Annotated in this window: 13 protein-coding genes; 3 read left to right on the forward strand and 10 right to left on the reverse strand. The window is 70.9% G+C overall.

Annotated elements, in window-relative coordinates; genetic code table 11:
- Positions 1-10: 10 nt before the first annotated feature.
- The 7 genes from FB563_RS36000 to FB563_RS36030 form a co-directional block, all read right to left on the reverse strand.
- The gene (locus FB563_RS36000; protein WP_055705715.1) at positions 11-517 is read right to left on the reverse strand and encodes a hypothetical protein; all 507 of its coding nucleotides are present in this window, start codon (positions 515-517) and stop codon (positions 11-13) included.
- Between the two features lie 28 nt (positions 518-545).
- Positions 546-1,106 carry a hypothetical protein gene (locus FB563_RS36005; RefSeq protein ID WP_055705716.1) on the reverse strand — a complete coding sequence of 187 codons (561 nt, stop codon included), beginning with the start codon at positions 1,104-1,106 and terminating at the stop codon, positions 546-548.
- A 64-nt stretch (positions 1,107-1,170) separates the two neighbouring features.
- Positions 1,171-2,001: a lysophospholipid acyltransferase family protein gene (locus tag FB563_RS36010; protein WP_055705717.1), complete on the reverse strand. Its 831-nt coding sequence runs from the start codon at positions 1,999-2,001 to the stop codon at positions 1,171-1,173.
- Positions 2,001-2,771: a GNAT family N-acetyltransferase gene (locus FB563_RS36015; protein ID WP_055705718.1), complete on the reverse strand. Its 771-nt coding sequence runs from the start codon at positions 2,769-2,771 to the stop codon at positions 2,001-2,003. Before FB563_RS36015 ends, FB563_RS36010 begins: the two co-directional genes overlap by 1 nt.
- Before the next feature lie 240 nt (positions 2,772-3,011).
- Positions 3,012-3,761 carry a succinate dehydrogenase/fumarate reductase iron-sulfur subunit gene (locus FB563_RS36020; protein WP_055705719.1) on the reverse strand — a complete coding sequence of 250 codons (750 nt, stop codon included), beginning with the start codon at positions 3,759-3,761 and terminating at the stop codon, positions 3,012-3,014.
- The gene (locus tag FB563_RS36025) at positions 3,758-5,707 is read right to left on the reverse strand and encodes a fumarate reductase/succinate dehydrogenase flavoprotein subunit (protein WP_055705720.1); all 1,950 of its coding nucleotides are present in this window, start codon (positions 5,705-5,707) and stop codon (positions 3,758-3,760) included. Before FB563_RS36025 ends, FB563_RS36020 begins: the two co-directional genes overlap by 4 nt.
- Before the next feature lies 1 nt (position 5,708).
- A complete protein-coding gene (locus tag FB563_RS36030; RefSeq protein WP_055705721.1) occupies positions 5,709-6,380 on the reverse strand; it encodes a succinate dehydrogenase in 672 nt (223 codons plus the stop codon).
- A gap of 119 nt (positions 6,381-6,499) precedes the next feature.
- Here FB563_RS36030 and FB563_RS36035 point away from each other — a divergent pair, with 119 nt between their 5' ends.
- Positions 6,500-7,384 carry a LysR family transcriptional regulator gene (locus tag FB563_RS36035; protein ID WP_142219172.1) on the forward strand — a complete coding sequence of 295 codons (885 nt, stop codon included), beginning with the start codon at positions 6,500-6,502 and terminating at the stop codon, positions 7,382-7,384.
- Positions 7,385-7,504: 120 nt separating this feature from the next.
- Here FB563_RS36035 and FB563_RS36040 read toward each other — a convergent pair whose 3' ends face one another.
- The 3 genes from FB563_RS36040 to FB563_RS36050 form a co-directional block, all read right to left on the reverse strand.
- A complete protein-coding gene (locus tag FB563_RS36040) occupies positions 7,505-9,649 on the reverse strand; it encodes a putative bifunctional diguanylate cyclase/phosphodiesterase (RefSeq protein ID WP_055710538.1) in 2,145 nt (714 codons plus the stop codon).
- Positions 9,646-10,458 carry an SAM-dependent methyltransferase gene (locus FB563_RS36045; protein WP_055710539.1) on the reverse strand — a complete coding sequence of 271 codons (813 nt, stop codon included), beginning with the start codon at positions 10,456-10,458 and terminating at the stop codon, positions 9,646-9,648. The genes FB563_RS36040 and FB563_RS36045 overlap by 4 nt, the downstream gene beginning before the upstream one ends.
- Positions 10,459-10,718: 260 nt before the next feature.
- Complete coding sequence (locus tag FB563_RS36050) at positions 10,719-11,681, reverse strand: SCO0930 family lipoprotein (protein WP_055710540.1); 963 nt, start codon at positions 11,679-11,681, stop codon at positions 10,719-10,721.
- A gap of 299 nt (positions 11,682-11,980) precedes the next feature.
- On the opposite strand from FB563_RS36050, the gene FB563_RS36055 reads away from it, so the two are divergent.
- Positions 11,981-12,544 carry a hypothetical protein gene (locus FB563_RS36055; protein ID WP_142219173.1) on the forward strand — a complete coding sequence of 188 codons (564 nt, stop codon included), beginning with the start codon at positions 11,981-11,983 and terminating at the stop codon, positions 12,542-12,544.
- Between the two features lie 34 nt (positions 12,545-12,578).
- Positions 12,579-13,340 (forward strand): bestrophin-like domain, encoded by a 762-nt coding sequence (locus FB563_RS36060; protein WP_079048975.1) that lies wholly within the window; start codon positions 12,579-12,581, stop codon positions 13,338-13,340.
- The last annotated feature ends 140 nt before the right edge of the window (positions 13,341-13,480 follow it).

Raw genomic sequence — 13,480 nt, forward strand, 5'->3', positions numbered from 1 at the left:
GGTCGGTGTCTCAGGTACTGAGCAGGCGGTTGAAGAAGGAACGGTAGCGCCGCAGCGCTCCGCGGAGTTCCTCCGTGTCCACCTTATCGCCCCGGCTCCACTGCCCTTCCAGATCCTTCTTGTGCTGGGCGAAGGTGGAGGCCAGGGTCTGCATGACGTCCGCGACCAGAGTGTCGGCGTCGTGCACGGCCTCGCGGGGATCGTCCACGAACCTGTTCTGGATCGTCTGCCAGCGGTCGCGGAAGGCCCGCTCGTCGTCGTCCGTCAGCAGCTGCGGGGTCTCGTCGTCCGACGCGCCGGTGGTCTGCGGGGCCTCGGACGCCGCGACCTCGGCATCGGCTCCACCGGTGACGGACGTGTCGCCCTCGCTCGGCGTCCCGGTGCCCTCACCCGGGTAGACAGGGGCTTGCGGGGAGGTGTCCTCCGGCTCGGCACCCGCGCCGGTGTCGGCCGGCTGGGCCAGGTCCTCGGTGGACAGGCCACCGGTGGTGCGGTCCGGGTCCTCGTTTCTCTGCATGGCGTTCCGCTGCGGGTCGTGATCGCGGTCAGGTCCGGGCGGGTCGCGCCCGGCCGCCGCCGTCGGAGAGCAACTCGTCGAACAGGGAGCGGTAGTGCACCATGGCACCCCGCAACTGCTCGGTCGTCGCCTGCCTGCGGGTGGAGAGGGTCTCCACCTCGTGCGCGGCCCGGTAGTGCTCCAGCGTGGCGCCGTGCTCCACCGACAGGTCCTTCATCTGTTGCTCGAACCCCTCGGTCGGGTATCCGCGCTCGTGCATGAGGGACGTCACCAGCCGGTCGGCGTCGTGCACCGCGTCCTCCGGCCGGTCGACGAACTCCTCCTGGACACTGGTCCACTCCCGCGCGTAGCGGTCCCGTGAGACGGGGGGCAGTGGTTTGATCTCCAGCGAGTCGTGTCGCCTCTCGCGCTCCCGGAGCTCACGCTCGGCGGCGAGTCGGCTGTCGGATCCCTCGACCGTCCGTTCGTACTCCGGACCGAAGCGCTCGCGGAGGTGACGCCGTCGCATCAGCAGTGCGACCGCCACAGCGGCCAGCGCGATCACCACCACGATCGGAATGATGATCGCCAGAAGCGTTCCCGTCGACATGGGCACACGCTCCTCAGGGAGTAGTAATGTGCACTCTCCGCGTTCCCACTTCCCTCATATCTACTCATACCCGGCATTCTGTCGTGAGTTGGGTGACCATGGCCGCGTGGGTCCAGGCCGACTCCGCGGCCACCGGCTGGGCGGCACGGGCGAGGGCTCGGCGGTCGGGGTGGGCGCCCGCCGGGATCGCCGGCCGCACCTCCACCTCCGCGATCAGGCCCCGGAAACGGGCCACCCGCCACAGGGAGGCCAGCAGGGTGTCCTCGCCGACGAACGCGGCGGCCGTACTGGCCGTTCCGCCCTCCTGCGTGTAGCGGAGCCGCACGGGCTGCACAGGCACCCCGGCGTCGAGCGCCGCCTGGAAGACGGCCCGGTGGAAGCGGCCGTGGGCCCGGCCGCACCAGGTGCTGCCCTCGGGGAACGCGGCGACGGCCGCGCCCTCGCGCAGCGCCTCGGCGATCCGGGCGACCGTCTCCGGCAGGGCGCGGATCCGGTCCCGCTCGATGAACAGGGCCCCGCCACGCGCGGCCAGCGGGCCCGCGACCGGCCACTGCCGGATCTCGGTCTTGGCGAGCATCCGGGCGGGGCGTACGGCGGCCAGCAGCGGGATGTCCAGCCATGAGACATGGTTGGCGACCAGCAGCAGCCCGCCGTCCGGTGCGGCGGTGCCGGTGATGCGGACCCGGACTCCCATGGCCCGTACGATCCCCCGGCACCACCGCCTGACCCACGCGGCGGGGATCCTCCCGCCGAGCGGGGACAGCACCAGCCCGGCCAGCACCAGGACCGCGACCGCGGTCAGCCGCAGCACGGCCCGGGGTACGGCCGCGGCGGTCCGGGCCCCCTCCACGCAGGCGCCCGGGGTGCAGGGCGCGCTGGGCAGCCAGACGCTCATCAGGCCGGCGCGAGGGAGAGGAAGTGCCGCAGATAACGCGGGTTGACCCGGCGCATCGACAGCAGCACGTACAGGTCGGCGACCCCGAAGTCCGGGTCGTGCGCGGGCGCGCCGCACACCCAGGCGCCCAGGCGCAGGTAGCCGCGCAGCAGGGCCGGCAGCTCGCTGTGCCCGGCCGGGGTCTCGGCGTTCGGGATCCACGGCAGCAGCGGCCGTACCCGGAACCCCTCGGGCGCGAGGTGCTTGGCACGCACCCGCTCCCAGGTGGCCGTCGCGAGGGCGCCGCCGTCGGCGAGCGGTACCGAGCAGCAGCCCGCCAGCCACTCGTGGCCGCGGTCGGTCATGTAGCGGGCTATCCCGGCCCAGATCAGGCTGATGACGGCGCCGTCGCGGTGGTCGGGGTGCACACAGGAGCGGCCGACCTCGACCAGGCCCGGCCTGATCGCATCGAGCGCGGTGAGCTCGAACTCGCCCTCCGAGTAGAGCCGGCCGGCGACCGCGGCCCGCTCCGGCGACAGCAGCCGGTAGGTGCCGACGACCTGCCCGGTGACGGTGTCGCGGACGAGCAGGTGGTCGCAGTAGGCGTCGAAGGCGTCGACGTCGTGTCCCGGCTGCGGCGTGGCCAGCAGGGCCCCCATCTCACCGGCGAAGACGTCGTGCCGCAGCCGCTGCGCGGCACGTACCTCGTCCTCGTCACGGGCGAGGGTGACGGTGTAGCGCGTCGGCGCCGCGGGCTGTGGGGGGCGGTCGAGGGTGGAAACGCCGGTCATGGCTCTCTCCTGGTCACGGGCCGGTTCGGCGACGGGGGCGGCGGGCAGGTGGCGATACGGCCGCCGTACCTGTTCTTCCGACGCCGGTTGGCCTGCGTGTGACCGCCGGCAGGAGAGCGGATGTGGGAATGCTGAACGCCGGGCTCCCGGCGATCACGGAAAGCCAGACGGGGCCGGTGAGCACCATCGCCGGCCCCGCCCGTTCGCCTGTGCGACGAACGTTTCCTCCTCAAGGGGGCGCTACCTCTTCGCCACCTTCCGGGTGGCCCTCAGCCACTCCTTGTTCATGTTCGTGATGGACACCAGCGGAATCCCCTTGGGGCAGGCGGTCGCGCACTCACCCGTCAGCGTGCATCCGCCGAACCCCTCCTCGTCCATCTGCGCCACCATGTCCAGCACCCGCGTCTCCCGCTCGGGTGCCCCCTGGGGCAGGACGTTGAGGTGGTTGACCTTGGCGGAGGTGAACAGCATGGCCGCGCCGTTGGGACAGGCGGCGACACACGCGCCGCAGCCGATGCACTCCGCGTGCTCGAACGCGAAGTCGGCGTCGGCCTTGGGCACCGGCGTGGCGTGCGCCTCCGGCGCGGACCCGGTCGGCGCGGTGACATAGCCGCCGGCCTGGATGATCCGGTCGAACGCGGACCGGTCGACGACCAGGTCCTTGATCACCGGGAAGGCCGCCGCCCGCCACGGCTCGATGTCGATCGTGTCGCCGTCCTTGAAGGACCGCATGTGCAGCTGGCAGGTGGTGGTGCGCTCCGGCCCGTGCGCGTCGCCGTTGATGACGAGCGAGCACGCGCCGCAGATGCCCTCGCGGCAGTCGTGGTCGAAGGCGACCGGGTCCTCGCCGGCGAGGATGAGCTGTTCGTTGAGGACGTCCAGCATCTCCAGGAAGGACATGTCGGACGAGATGCCGTCCACCTCGTACGTGGACATGGCGCCTTCGGCGTCGGCGTTCTTCTGGCGCCAGACGCGCAGGGTGAGCTTCATGCGTAGCTCCGCTGGGTGGGGTGGACGTACTCGAAGACCAGGTCTTCCTTGTGCAGGACGGGCGCCTCACCGGTGCCGGTGAACTCCCAGGCCGCCGCGTAGCCGAACTCGTCGTCCCTGCGGGCGGCCTCGCCGTCCGGGGTCTGGGACTCCTCGCGGAAGTGGCCGCCGCAGGACTCGGCGCGGTGCAGCGCGTCGAGGCACATCAGCTCGGCCAGCTCCAGGTAGTCGACGATCCGGTTGGCCTTCTCCAGCGACTGGTTGAACTCCTCGCCGGTGCCGGGCACCTTGATGCGCCGCCAGAACTCCTCGCGGATCTGCGGGATGCGCTCCAGCGCCTTGCGCAGTCCGGCGTCGGTGCGGGCCATGCCGCAGAACTCCCACATCAGCTCGCCGAGTTCCCGGTGGAAGGAGTCGGGGGTACGGTCGCCGTCGACGGACAGCAGCAGGTTCAGCCGGTCCTCGGTCTCGCCCAACGCCTCCTGGACCGCGGGGTGTTCGGCCGTCACCGTCTCCTGATGCGGGTTGCGGGCCAGGTAGTCGTTGATGGTGGCCGGGAGCACGAAGTAGCCGTCGGCCAGGCCCTGCATCAGCGCGGAGGCGCCGAGCCGGTTGGCGCCGTGGTCGGAGAAGTTGGCCTCGCCGATCGCGAACAGGCCCGGAATGGTGGTCTGCAGGTCGTAGTCGACCCACAGGCCGCCCATCGTGTAGTGCACGGCCGGGTAGATCCGCATCGGCACCTCGTACGGATCCTCGTCGGTGATCCGCTGGTACATGTCGAAGAGGTTGCCGTACTTGGCCTCGACCGCCTTGCGGCCCATCCGCTTTATGGCGTCGGCGAAGTCCAGGTAGACGCCCTGGCCGCCGGGGCCCACTCCCCTGCCCTCGTCGCAGACGTTCTTCGCGGCGCGGGAGGCGATGTCCCGCGGGACCAGGTTGCCGAAGGACGGGTAGATGCGCTCCAGGTAGTAGTCGCGCTCGTCCTCGGGGATCTGGTTCGGCGGGCGGGTGTCGCCCTTGGCCCTGGGCACCCAGATCCGGCCGTCGTTGCGCAGCGACTCGCTCATCAGCGTCAGCTTGGACTGGTGGTCGCCGGTGCGCGGAATGCAGGTGGGATGGATCTGCGTGAAGCAGGGGTTGGCGAAGTACGCGCCGCGCCGGTGCGCCCGCCAGATCGCGGTCGCGTTGGAGTTCATGGCGTTGGTCGACAGGTAGAAGACGTTTCCGTAACCGCCGCTGGCGAGTACGACGGCGTCGGCGAAGTACGTGTCGACGCGCCCGGTGATCAGGTCGCGGGCGACGATGCCCCGCGCCCTGCCGTCCACGACGATCAGGTCCAGCATCTCGGTCCGCGGGTGCATCTCCACGTTGCCCGCGGCGATCTGCCTGCTGAGGGCCTGGTAGGCGCCCAGCAGCAGCTGCTGGCCCGTCTGGCCGCGGGCGTAGAAGGTGCGGGAGACCTGGACGCCGCCGAAGGAGCGGGTGTCGAGCAGGCCGCCGTACTCGCGGGCGAAGGGCACGCCCTGGGCCACGCACTGGTCGATGATCTCGACCGAGATCTGCGCGAGACGGTGGACGTTGGACTCGCGGGCGCGGAAGTCGCCGCCCTTGACGGTGTCGTAGAAGAGGCGGTGGATGGAGTCGCCGTCGTTGCGGTAGTTCTTCGCCGCGTTGATGCCTCCTTGCGCGGCGATGGAGTGGGCCCGGCGCGGCGAGTCCTGGTAGCAGAACTGGACGACGTGGTAGCCCTGTTCGGCCAGGGTGGCACCCGCCGAGCCGCCGGCGAGGCCGGTGCCGACCACGATGACCGTGTGCTTGCGCCGGTTGGCGGGGTTGACCAGCTTGGCCTCGAAGCGGCGCTTGTCCCAGCGCTCGTGGATCGGTCCGGACGGGGCCTTGGAGTCGGTGACCGGCTCGCCCGTCGCGTAGTTCACGTATTCGGTCATGTCAGCTCACCACTCCGGTCATGACGCCCACGGGTACGGCGATGAAACCGGCCGTGAGCAGCAGCGCGAGGACGTTGGCGATGGTCTTCAGGGCGCGGTCCCGGGCGCGGCTGCCGACCCCGAGGGTCTGCGCGGCACTCCAGAAGCCGTGCCGGATGTGCAGGCCGAGCGCGAGCATCGCGACGATGTAGATGACGTCGCCGTACCAGGTCGAGAAGGTGTCGACCACGTTCTGGTACGGGTGGCCCGCCTGGAAGCCGCCGGAGTGCACGGTGCCGGTGGTCAGGTCCAGGATGTGCCAGACGATGAACAGGCCGAGGATGATGCCGCCCCAGCGCATCGTGCGGGTGGCGTAGCTCGCCCGGGGCTTGGTGTGCACGTACTTGCTGGGCCGCGCCCTGATGTCGCGGCGGCTGAGCTGGTACGCGGAGGTGGCGTGGGCGACCACGGCGACGACGAGGACGATCCGGATGAGCCAGAGCGTCCACTCGTAGTGCATGAAGGGTTCGCCGATGGTGCGCAGCCAGTGGGCGTAGTGGTTGAACTCGCCCGCCCCGAAGTAGATCTTCAGGTTCCCGATCATGTGCGCGACCAGGTACAGCAGCATGATCAGGCCGCTGACGGCCATCACCGTCTTCTTGCCGACGGAGGAGTCCCACATCGTGCGCGCCATGGACGGCCGTCGGTCCGTCCGCGTTGCCAGAGCCATGGCCAGCACGCTAGGGCGGCAGAACCCCATCAGTCCAAGACATGGTCCGGCTCGTTTCCATAGACAGGAGCTATCGTTGCAGGATGCAGTTCCAGCAGCTCCAGTACTTCGTCGCCGTCGCCGAGACCCGGCACTTCACCCGGGCCGCCGAGCTGGTGCACGTCGCCCAGCCATCGCTGTCCCAGCAGATCAAGGCGCTGGAGCGGGAGCTCGGCGCGGATCTGTTCCTGCGCGCCCGGGGCAACATCACGCTCACCGACGCCGGCGAGGCGCTGCTGCCGCTGGCCCGGCGGATCCTGGCCGACGCCGACACCGCCCGGTACGAGGTGCAGGAGCTGGTGCAGCTGCGGCGCGGCCGGGTGCGGCTGGGGGCGACGCCGAGTCTGTGCACGGGCCTGCTGCCGGATGTGCTGCGCGCCTTCCACGACCGCTACCCCGGCATCCAGCTCCTGATCGAGGAGGGCGGCTCGCACGACCTGGTGCGGGAGCTGGCGCGCGGCGCGCTCGATCTCGCGCTGATCGTGCTGCCACTGCCGACTCCCGCGCCCGCGCTGTCGACGGTGGAGCTGCTGCGGGAGGAGCTGGTGGTGGTGTCCTCGCCCGAGGCACCGGCTCCCGGGCGGGGCGGGCGGGTGGTGCACATCGCCGACCTGGAGGGCGAGCGGCTGGTGATGTTCCGGCACGGGTACGACCTGCGGGAGCTGACCGTGGCGGCGTGTCGCGCCGCCGGGTTCGAGCCGGAGTTCGGTGTCGAGGGGGGTGAGATGGATGCGGTGTTGGGGTTCGTGCGGGCGGGGCTCGGTGTCGCTGTGGTGCCGCGGATGGTCGCCACCCGGGCGGGCCAGGGGCTGCGGGTCACGCCGTTGGCACGGCCGGGGTTGCAGCGGGTCATCGCCTTGGCTCACCGCAGCGATGTGGCTCCGCCTCGGGCTGCGCGGGAGTTGCAGCGGATGCTTCTTGAGCGGTGAGGGTGTTTATTTTCGGATGCGTCTGCCTTCGAATCGCCGTTTCGGGCTTTCCGTTCGTCGTGGTTGTTCGCGCAGTTCCCCGCGCCCCTCGGGGAACTGCGCTGCCCCTCTTTGAAAGGCTCAGCCCGTTGCGTCCACCAAGGCCAGGTCGTGCAGGCGATCCGGTGGGCCCGGCCTGGCGTAGTACCAGCCCTGGGCCGTGTCGCAGCCCAGTATCCGGAGTTGTTCGGCCTGGGCGCCGGTTTCCACGCCCTCGACGGTGACCGCGAGGTCGAGGCTGTGGGCGAGGGTGACGATCCCCTCGACGATCTTGAGGTCGACGGGGTCGGCGGGGAACTGCTGCATGCCCCGGGTGAAGGAGCGGTCCAGTTTGAGGATGCGCACCGGGAGGCGGCGCAGATTCGCCAGGTTCGAGTAGCCGGTGCCGAAGTCGTCCAGGGCGATGTCGACGCCCATCTCGGCCAGCCGGTGCAGGGGTTTGAGCAGGTCGTCGTCGGCGCCGATGAGCGCGGACTCGGTGACCTCCAGGCACAGGGCGTCCGGGGCGACGCCCGCGCGCTCGAGGATGTCGACGGTGTCCTGCACCAGGCCCGGATGGCTGAGCTGGCACGGCGAGAGGTTGACGTTGATGCGCAGCGGACCGGCGGTGGTCTCCTCACCGTGGCGTTCTCGCCAGGCGCGGGCCTGGCGGATGGACTCCTCCAGGACCCAGCGGCCGAGCGGGACGATCAGGCCGGTGTGCTCGGCGAGCGGGATGAAGCGGTCGGGGCCGAGGACGCCGTGCTGCGGGTGCAGCCAGCGGACGAGGGCCTCGGCGCCCCGGACGCTGCCGTCGCCGAGGTGGACCAGCGGCTGGTACTCGATGAAGAACTCGCCGCGCTCCAGGGCCGTGGGCAGGGCCGTGGTCAGGCCGTGGCGGGTGATCGCGCGGGCGTCGGCCTCAGGGTCGGCGAGTTCGGAGCGGTTGCCGCCCGCCGATTTGGCCCGGTACATGGTGATGTCGGCACTGCGCAGGACCTCCGCCGCCGTGCGCTCGCCCGCCGGGCCCTCGACGATGCCGAGGCTGCCGCGCACCAGCAGGTCACGGCCGTCGATGCTGACGGGCGTGACGAGGGCGTTCATGATGCGCTCGGCGAGCTCGTCCACCTTGCGCTCGGTGCCCGGACCGGTGGTGAGGGCCACGAACTCGTCGCCGCCGAGCCGGGCGACCATCTCACCGGGGGCGGTCGCACAGGACTGCAGCCGGTCGGCGACCTCCACCAGCAGCCGGTCGCCGGCGGCGTGCCCGAGGCTGTCGTTGATGGTCTTGAAGCCGTCCAGGTCGAGGTAGCACAGGCCGAAGCGCTGGCCCTCACCCGCGTTCAGGGCCTTCTCCAGGCGCTCGAAGAACAGGCTGCGGTTGGGCAGTCCGGTGAGCGCGTCGTGGGTGGCCTCGTAGCGCAGCCGGAGGTTGAGCAGCCGGCGCTCGGTGGTGTCCTCCATGAGGGCGAGCTGGTACTGCGGGGCGCCGTCGGCGTCGCGCAGCAGGGAGACCGTGAGGTTGGTCCACAGCACCGTGCCGTCGGGGCGGTTGAAGGCCTTTTCGAGGTGGTAGTGCTCGCGCTCGCCGCGGACGAGTTCGTCGTAGAGCTTCCAGGTCTGCGGCGCGTCCTCGGGGTGCACCCAGTCCTGGACGCGGCGGCCGCGCAGGGCGTGGTCGGTTTGCCCGAACATGCGCAGCAGCGCCTGGTTGACCTGCAGGACGTTGCCGTCGAGGTCGGCGATGCCGATCCCTATGGCGGCGCCCTCGAAGACCGCGCGGAAGCGGGCCTCGCTTGCGTGCAGCGCCTGCGCGACCACGCCCTGGGCCCGGAGCGCGGCCTGGGCGATGGACTCCTGCTCGGCGAGGGTGCGTTCGCGCAGCGCCTCGGCGTATCCGGCGGCCATCGCGTGCTGCAACCGCGAGCAGCGCAGCCGCGGTTCGTCCTGGGGGCCGTCCTCGGCGCAGTACAGCACCAGGTAGGCGTCCACGCAGTCCAGGGTGCGGGTGAGTGCCTCGGGGTCGGTGCAGTGCGCGCCGACCAGGGCGGCGCCGACCGCCTTCGCGCCGTCCGCGTCGAAGCCGTGCGCCCGCAGCAGCCCACTCAACCGGCGTGCGAGCGGAAGCAGTTGTTCCTCGAACTCGGCTCGGGTCAGCGACGTGGAGGTCACGGGGTAGACCGCCCGGCTCCAGATCGTCGTGAACCGGCGCAGTCTGTCCTCCGGCCCGTCCGGCTCGGCGCTCACGCCGTACGCCCCACGCCGGCGAATCCGGAGAAGGCGAACGGGTCCTCGTCCTGAGGCGCCGACTCCGGCCGCCAGTGCGGCATCGGCACCAGTCCCGGTTCCACCATGTCGTACCCCTCGAAGAACCGCGCGATGTCGTCGCGCGAGCGCATGATGAGCGGATTGCGAATGTCCTTGTATACGTCCACCGCGCCCTCGGCCCGCTCGGCGGGCACCGGGATTCCCTCGTACGAGGCATGGGTGAGGATCAGCAGGCTGCCGGGCGCGAGCGCGTCGCGCAGCTCGGCCACCGCACCGTAGGGGTCGTCCGCGTCTTCCACGAAGTGCAGTATGGCAACGAGAAGGAGGGCAACTGGCCGGTTCCGGTCGATCAGCCGCTCCACCTGGGGGCTGGAGAGGATCTCCTGCGGCTTGCGCAGGTCCGCCGCGACCACGTCCGCCTCGTCGTTCCCGGCCAGCACCGCCTGGCTGTGCGCGACGGCGACCGGGTCGTGGTCGACGTAGACCACGTGGGCGCCCGGTACGGCGGCCTGGGCCACCTCGTGGACGTTGCCGAAGGTCGGGATGCCGGAGCCGACGTCGAGGAACTGGGTGATGCCCTCCCCGGCCGCGAACCGCACGGCACGGCGCATGAACGCCCGGTTGGCCTGCATGATCTTCGGCAGGCCCGGCATGAACTCCATCGCCTTGCGGGCCGCTTCCCGGTCCACCTCGAAGTTGTGCGAGCCGCCCAGGTAGTAGTCGTAGATCCGCGAGACGCTCGGCACCGTGATGTCGATGCTCCGTGGGGCCCAGGCGGGGCGCTCCATGTATCTCTCCAAGGGTAGGGGACAGGGACAGGCGATCCGGTGTTCGAGCTGAGGCTACTGATCGCCCGGCGAAGGAGCGACCCAAAACGGAAATTGACCGTCCGTTCCCCGCCACTGCCTGCGGCAAGTTCCCGTATGACACCGCTGCGTGACGGATTTCCGGCACAAAACAACGGTCCGCCCCCTCCGTGCGGTGCGGAGGGGGCGGACCTTCGGTGGCGCTCCGGGCCGGGCGGGGCGATCGACCCTGGGGAGGTGATCTAGTTGCCCGGCGCGCCGACCGGCTTGCCGTCGGGCGAGACGGCGTACCAGGTGCCGCCGACGCCCTGACCGTTGGTGTCGCCGGGGGCCTTGTCCCCGGAGAAGGTGTAGATCGGCCAGCAGTTGACCGTCATCTGCTTGACGCCGTCGGGCCGGGTGAAGCCCATCAGCCCCTTCTTCTTGACGCCCTGGGTGTCCTCGGGCTTGACGATGCCGACGGCCGGCCACTTCTGCAGGCAGGCCCCGGTGCAGTTGGAGACGGACTTCGGCCAGGCCTTGTCCTTGAGGAAGCGGTAGACCGTCATGCCGTTCTTGTCGACGACGATGTCGCCCAGCTTGGGGTCCTTGCGGACGGACAGACCGGGCAGGGCGGCCAGGGAGGCCTTCTTGCCGTTCGGGGCCAGCGCGAACCACTTGCCGCCCACGCCCTGGCCGTTGACGTCCCCGGCGTTGACGTCCTTGGCGTAGCGGTAGGCGGGCCAGCCGCCGATGGTGAGCTGCTTGCTGCCGTCGGCGCGGGTGACCTCGCCGAGCAGCGCCTTGTCGATGCCGGCGCCGGCCGTGGCGTCGTCGGCGGGCACCGGCGGCCAGGTGGTGGCGCAGTCGCCGGCGCAGTTCGACTTGGGCGGGTTGGCGGTGTCCTTGTCGAACCGGTAGAGGGTGAGGCCGGAGCCGTCGGTCACCACGCTGCCCAGGTCGGGGTTGGTGGCCACGGTGAGCTTGCCCGCGGGGGCGGCCGGGGTCGGGGAGCTGGAGCTCTGGTTGCCGTCGGCGCCGTAGCCGTTGCCCGATCCGGTGCCGACACCGGCGCCGGTGGTCGGGCTGCCCGCGGGCGCGGTGGCGCCGACGTTCTGGGCCGCCGATGCCGGGGTGGTGCTGTTGTCCTGACCGCACGCCGTCGTCAGCGCCAGCACCGCAGCGGCTGTGGCCACCAGTGAGGCGGTCCGCCAGGAGGTCTTCATGTCCAACTCCCCATATTCGCCTGGATGTTGCAGCGCTCTGCCGCGCCGCCGCACGGCCATGGGTACGCACGGAGGGGGCCGGAGCGTTCAACGGGGAGGGGAAGTTCTTCGGGAAATTCTTTCCGCATGCTGTGATCCGTGCCGCCGCACGTGCCGGTGAGCGGGTCTCGTACGGGCGTGTGTACCGCACCAACAGCGCCTTTCTTCGCGTCAAACCACGGATCGCACTATGTCCTCCCTTCGGAGCAATCCCGGCGCACTACGGCGTACGACCGGGTTCCGCACCCCATGATCTTGGCGTGCATGGACCCGAAGTGACCCGATGCGCGCCCGCCGCACGGGCGTTGGCCCTGGCGGCGCTGACCTGGACCCTGGTGGGCTGCCCGGCCGGCAGCGCGTCGGCCGACGCCTGCGCGTACGCCTCCACGGGGCCGGACGGCACGGTGGCGGTGGCCTACGCCGGCGACCACTGGCCGTCCCCGCCGCCACCCTGTACGACGCCCGACCCGCCCACACCCACACCGACCCCGGTGCCCAAGCCGACTCCGACTCCGACGCCGCCACCGCCGAAGCCGACGCCGCGTCCGGCGCCGAGACCCATCCCGAAACCGAAGCCGGCGGACCCACCCGCCCCGGCTCCACCGGCCCCGCGGCCGACCCCGACACCCACCCCCACGCCACCGCCGGCACCCGAGCCGAAGCCGAGGATCGTCCCACGGCCCTCGGCGACGCCGGTGAGCTATCCGGCGTACCACCCCCACACCGCCGCGCATGTCGCGCCCGGCCGCACCACACCGGTCGTCTACGTCCTGCTCATCACCGTTCCGGCGATCGTCGCCGTCGCGGCCCTGCGCCCGCGCTGACGCGCCGGCCCCGCTCACCTTCTGGAGGTATCCGTTGCCGGATTGGCTTGTTCTCGTCCTCGCGATGCTGGCGGCCTGCGCCGTGGTGGTGATCGTCACCGTCGTGCGGCACAAGCGCGCCCCCGAGGACGAGGATCCCAGCGAGACCCCGGACGTCATCGAGTACATGACGATGTGGATCGGTGTCGTGTACGCGATCGTCCTGGGCCTTGCCATCGCGGGCGTGTGGGAGGCCCGCAGCTCCGCGCAGGACCATGTGCAGTCCGAGGCCCAGGCGCTGCACGAGATCTCGGAGCGGGTCCGGGTCTACCCGCCCGACGTCCGTGACAAGGTCCGCCACGATGTCAACACCTATGTCAGCTATGTCGTCCACCACGAGTGGCGGACGATGGCGCACGACGAGCGCGTCACCGACCGCGGCGCGCAGCTGCTGCAGAAGGTCCGCCAGGACGTCACCGACTACCGGCCCAGGAGCGACTTCGAGGCGCAGGCCTACCAGCCGCTGCTGGACCAGATGACCGCCGCCGACCAGGCCCGCAACGCCCGTGCCGACTCCACCGGGGCCACCATGCCGCCCGTGGTGTGGTGGGGCCTGCTCACCGGGGCCGTGGTCACCATCGGCATGGTGTTCGCGCTGCAGATCCGGCGCACCCGGCGCGAGCTGGTCCTGGCGGGGCTGTTCTCCGCGACCATCGCGTTCATGCTGTTCCTCATCTGGGACTTCGACGCCCCCTTCAGCCGGGGCATCGCGGTGACGGCGGAACCGTTCATGAACCTGTTCTCCGGGGTCACCTGACAGCTCCCGACCGCGGGGCGTTTCCCCGAACGTCCGCACACCATGGATCTCCGGCAGGGCTTCGCCCCGGCTCCCCCGCGGGCCGGGGCGATTGCCGTGTCGACGTCCCCCGCACGGCTTCGGGGCCTGGGGAAGGCCGG

It is taken from the genome of Streptomyces puniciscabiei, assembly GCF_006715785.1.
In the GTDB taxonomy this organism is placed as follows: domain Bacteria; phylum Actinomycetota; class Actinomycetes; order Streptomycetales; family Streptomycetaceae; genus Streptomyces; species Streptomyces puniciscabiei.

Bases quoted from the DNA above. Each gene is read 5' to 3' on its own strand.
- FB563_RS36000 (WP_055705715.1), bottom strand. From the start codon at position 517: ATGCAGAGAAACGAGGACCCGGACCGCACCACCGGTGGCCTGTCCACC.
- FB563_RS36005 (WP_055705716.1), bottom strand. From the start codon at position 1,106: ATGTCGACGGGAACGCTTCTGGCGATCATCATTCCGATCGTGGTGGTG.
- FB563_RS36010 (WP_055705717.1), bottom strand. From the start codon at position 2,001: ATGAGCGTCTGGCTGCCCAGCGCGCCCTGCACCCCGGGCGCCTGCGTG.
- FB563_RS36015 (WP_055705718.1), bottom strand. From the start codon at position 2,771: ATGACCGGCGTTTCCACCCTCGACCGCCCCCCACAGCCCGCGGCGCCG.
- FB563_RS36020 (WP_055705719.1), bottom strand. From the start codon at position 3,761: ATGAAGCTCACCCTGCGCGTCTGGCGCCAGAAGAACGCCGACGCCGAA.
- FB563_RS36025 (WP_055705720.1), bottom strand. From the start codon at position 5,707: ATGACCGAATACGTGAACTACGCGACGGGCGAGCCGGTCACCGACTCC.
- FB563_RS36030 (WP_055705721.1), bottom strand. From the start codon at position 6,380: ATGGCGCGCACGATGTGGGACTCCTCCGTCGGCAAGAAGACGGTGATG.
- FB563_RS36035 (WP_142219172.1), top strand. From the start codon at position 6,500: ATGCAGTTCCAGCAGCTCCAGTACTTCGTCGCCGTCGCCGAGACCCGG.
- FB563_RS36045 (WP_055710539.1), bottom strand. From the start codon at position 10,458: ATGGAGCGCCCCGCCTGGGCCCCACGGAGCATCGACATCACGGTGCCG.
- FB563_RS36050 (WP_055710540.1), bottom strand. From the start codon at position 11,681: ATGAAGACCTCCTGGCGGACCGCCTCACTGGTGGCCACAGCCGCTGCG.